Raw genomic sequence first — 4,205 nt, forward strand, 5'->3', positions numbered from 1 at the left:
GGAGTGCCCAGGGGTGTCGCGGGCGGGTTCCCGCTGGGACCCGGGCTGGGGATGCGCTGGATGGAGTGCCCAGGGGTGTCGCGGGCGGGTTCCCGCTGGGACCCGGGCTGGGGATGCGCTGGATGGAGTGCCCAGGGGTGTCGCGGGCGGGTTCCCGTTGGGGCCCGGGCCGGGGGGTGTGGGGCCGGGGTGCGCTGGGGCCGGGGACCCGGGGGTGTTGCGGGTGGGCTGGAGTCTGGGAGCCGAGAGGTGGTGGGGCAGGATTCGGGCGGTCGGTCAGGGGGTTGGGGCCGTCTGGCCTGATCGTCCTCTGAGGGCCAGCCACAGGCCCGTGATCGTGACCATGGCTCCCACGACCAGGCCGAGCATGCCGTACGACAGCGCTCCCACGATCGCGCCCGCCACGATGGTGCCCGTCGCGCCGCAGACGTTCATCAGCAGGTCCGACAGGCCCTGTACGGCAGGGCGGCGCTCGATGGCGACCGCCTCCGACAGCATGGCCGAGCCCGCGACCAGGCCGCACGACCAGCCGACGCCCAGCAGGATCAGACCCGCCGTCACCTGGCCGACGTGGTGTTCGCCCGCCGTACCCGCGAGTGTGGCGGCGGCCAGCAGCAGCCCCATGCCGAGCACCAGCACGGGCACCTTGCCGAGGGTGTCGGCGGCCCAGCCGACCACCGGTGACAGCACGAACATGCCCGCGATGTGCAGGCTGAGCACCAGCCCGATGACTTCCAGGTTGGCGCCCTCGTGGTGCAGGTGGACGGGGGTCATCGACATGACCGACACCATCGCGGTGTGGCTGACGGCGATCGCCAGCAGCGCGCGGCGGGCGGCGGGGGTGGCGCGGAGGGTGTCCCAGGCGTCCTTGATCGTCCTGGACGCCGCTCCGGCCGGAGCCGTGGTGCCGCTCAGCCGTCTGGCGAGGACGAGCGGGTCGGGGCGCAGTCCCACCATGATGATGAGCAGGGCGACGGCGAAGGAGATCGCGGCGAACGCGAAGGGGCCCGCCGTGGGCACCAGCCCCAGGCGGATGCCGAACGTGTCGGTGGGCGCGGCCAGGTTGGGCCCCGCGACCGAGCCGATCGTCGCGGCCCACACCACCAGTGACAGGTGCCTGGCGGCGTGGCCCTTCGGCGACAGGTCCGTGGCCGAGTAGCGGGCGGCGAGGTTGCCCGCGCTGCCGCCGCCGACCAGCACCAGCCCGGCGAGCAGCAGCGGCCACGAGGCGATCGTGATCGCCAGCACCGAGATCAGGCACCCGGTCAGCGCCGCGACGTAGGTCAGCCCGAGTCCTGCCCTGCGCCCGCCGTTGCCGGAGACCTTCGCGGCGGGCAGCGCAAGGATCGCCGCCCCGAGCACGGTCGCCGTTCCGGCCAGACCGCTGATGGCCTCGGAGCCCGACAGCTTGAAGACGACGAGGGAACTGAGCGCGAGACCGACGGCGACGCCGACCCCGCCGGTGATCTGCGCGGCGGAGAGGACGGCGAGTGTACGGCGCTGCACACCCTCAACTGACGGTATTTCGGGTTTTGTGGAGCTGGTGGTCACCGGTGAAGTGTCGCATAGCCACCAACATCACCCCATAGCGGGCGAAGATCCTTCCAAATCCGCGGAGGCGGGGTTTACGGAGGGCTGGAGCTCAGGCGCGGGCGGATGGGGGGGAGCGGGCGGCGGGATGGAAGTCAGTGGCGGGTGGGATGGGGGTCGCAGACTGCGGGCTGGGGGTCAGGAGGCGGTGACCGGGTCGCCGACGCGGATCGTGCCGGGCCCGTCGGGGATCAGGTTGATGGCGAACAGCAGCTGCTTGTCGATCCTGCGGTGCTTGCCGAGCGTGCGCAGCGGCTCCTTGCCCTTCTGGAGCGTGTCAGGGTCGATCGTGGTCAGCACGCACCTGGCGCACGGCTTGGTCACGCGGAAGCTCACCTCTCCGATGCGCACCCGCTTCCAGCCGTCTTCGACGAACGGGGTACCGGCTCCCGACACGACCACGTTCGGCCGGAACCTGCGCATGGGCAGCGGCTCGGGCAGTTCCTCGCCGCGTTCGACGGCCCCTTCGGCGATCCAGTCGTTCAGCTGGTCGAGGGAGGTGGTGGAGGCGAGCAGCAGTGGGTAGTCGTCGGCGAGGGAGACCCGGTCCTGCGGCGTGCCGTACTCAGGATTGACGGGGCGGCGGGTGGGGTCGTCGAGCCACATCAGCCGCACCGGCCGGTCCACCAGCGCGGACAGCCACTCGGCCGCCTCGTCGCCGCAGTCGGTGAGCTTCACCCGCGTGCGCCACACCTGCGCCTCGCTCAGCTGGGAGGTGGGGGTGACGAGGAGCGGAGGGCGGTGCGGCCCGGTGAGCGTGAGGCGTCCGCCGGACAGCTCCGCCCTGCAGGCCAGCAGCCGGGGCTCCTCCCTGGCGGTCAGCATCGCACCGTCGGGGGTGGCGACCAGGTAGCGGCGATCGTCCTTCAGCCCCCACGGCTCCACCTCGGCTTCGGTGACGTCGTGACCTGCGGTGGACTTGACCGGGAAGAAATGGATGCTGGCCAACTTCATGGCGTGACGGTAGCGCATCCGAACGACGTGGCTCCTCCTGGCCCCGGGCTCCAGAGAACAGGGGGCACCTCGCGGCCCGCGGTCTCGCCGGGTAGCCCGCGGCCTGCGGGATCGCGGGGTAGCCCGCGGCTTGCGGGATCGCGGGGTAAGGAGATCGGCCAAAGGATGGGGTGAGGGGATCGCGTCGCGGGTGGGCGCCGGGTTGCCGTGTGTGGAGAGGGTCTCCGGGTGAGAGGTCGAGGCGGGACGCCTGTGCTCCTCGCGGGGGGGTGAGGGGCACAGGCGCCTGGTGGGGACGTCAGGAGGTGGGGCGGAAGGTGTCCAGGAAGACCTTGCGGGTCTCGGCCTGGTCGTCCCACTGGAGCTGCGGCATCGTGAACGTGATCTGGAAGGCGTCCCTGTCGTCCAGCGTGACGTGCCGGGTCAGCACCTGCATCGGGACCCCGTTGGACTGCGTGTACTGGTACTCCCAGTCAGCCGCCTTCCACGAGCGGTATGGCACCTGCTGCAGCTGGACCTGGATGTAGCCGTCGACCCCGCCGTCCGCCTCCTTGCTGGTCAGTTCGGCCAGCCCGCCGTCCTTGTGCGGCGAGGCCTGCTCGACGGTGATCTTCATGCCGGAGTCCTTCGGACCCGTGAAGATCGCCTCACCACCGGAGGCCGACAGCTTCCACGCCGACGGGACGGCCGCGGTGAAGCCCTCGGGTGTGTGCTTCTTGAACCCCTCGGGTACGGCGACCGCCGCCAGCGGTTGCTTGACCGGTTCGGAGGGGGCCGCGGTAGTGGGGGTGCTGTTCGGCTCGGACGGGGAACCGCCCGTGGTGAGGACGACGATCGCGACCGCCGCCAGGCCGAGGACCGCGACGAGGGTGACGATCAGGCGTGGGGTGGGACGGCCGTCGCGCGTCCACCCGCTGCCGTCCCCCGCGTTCCTCCTGCGTCCGCGCCCGGAGAGGTCGTCGCGGTCGGCGGGTCGCTGCTCGTCGCCTGGAGTCAGCGGCCAGGGGACCGGAGCGGGCGAGCCGGTGCGCAGGCTGTCGGTCAGCGGCAGGATCGGCTGAGGCTCGGGGATTCCCCGTCCGTGGGCAGGAGCAGAGCCGGGCCCTGCAGGAGCGGCGCCGGGCCCCGAGGGGTAGGACCCCGAGGGATGGGAGCCTGGCCCTGGGGGAGGGGTGCCTGGCCCGGTGCGGCGCGGGGATGGGCCACCTGGACCGGCGGGCGGGGGGCCCAGCGGGTCGGCGGGGAAGCCACGGGGGTCGGACGAGCTGCGGAGCGCGTCATAGCCGTGAGGGTCGGACGAGCTGCGCAGGGCGTCGTAGCCGCGGGGGTCCGACGAGCTGCGCAAGGCGTCGTAGGCATGCGGTCCCGACGCTCCGCCGAGGGAGTCATAGCCCCCCAGCGAGTCGTAACCGCCCGCCGAGTCGTAACTGCGCGGGCCGCCGTGTGAGTCGTAGGTTCCAGGGCCGTTCATCGAATCAAATCCGCTCTTCACATCGGATGCTCCACCGCTCAACCCGCCCGTCGAGCCGCCGAAAGCATCGAAACCGCTGTCGATCCCCCCAGAAGTCCCCCCAGAAGTCCCCCCAGAAGTCCCCCCAGAAGTCCCCCCAGAAGTCCCCCCAGAAGTCCCCCCAGAAGTCCCCCCAGAAGTCCCCCCAGAA

General features: G+C 71.8%; 3 protein-coding genes. All 3 read right to left on the minus strand.

Translation table 11 applies throughout. From position 1 onward, the window contains the following. Window positions 1–276 precede the first annotated feature (276 nt). The 3 genes from ACFXJ8_RS33780 to ACFXJ8_RS33790 all read right to left on the minus strand — a co-directional run bounded on the left by ACFXJ8_RS33780 (window position 277) and on the right by ACFXJ8_RS33790 (window position 4,015). Entirely contained in the window at window positions 277–1,506 is a 1,230-nt protein-coding gene (locus ACFXJ8_RS33780) for an MFS transporter (RefSeq protein WP_379648052.1), read from the minus strand. Between the two features lie 222 nt (window positions 1,507–1,728). Further along, window positions 1,729–2,544: an MOSC domain-containing protein gene (locus ACFXJ8_RS33785; protein ID WP_379648053.1), complete on the minus strand. Its 816-nt coding sequence runs from the start codon at window positions 2,542–2,544 to the stop codon at window positions 1,729–1,731. 298 nt (window positions 2,545–2,842) lie between these two features. After that, entirely contained in the window at window positions 2,843–4,015 is a 1,173-nt protein-coding gene (locus tag ACFXJ8_RS33790) for a hypothetical protein (RefSeq protein WP_379648054.1), read from the minus strand. Window positions 4,016–4,205 lie beyond the last annotated feature (190 nt).

It is taken from the genome of Nonomuraea sp. NPDC059194, from assembly GCF_042754765.1.
GTDB lineage: Bacteria > Actinomycetota > Actinomycetes > Streptosporangiales > Streptosporangiaceae > Nonomuraea.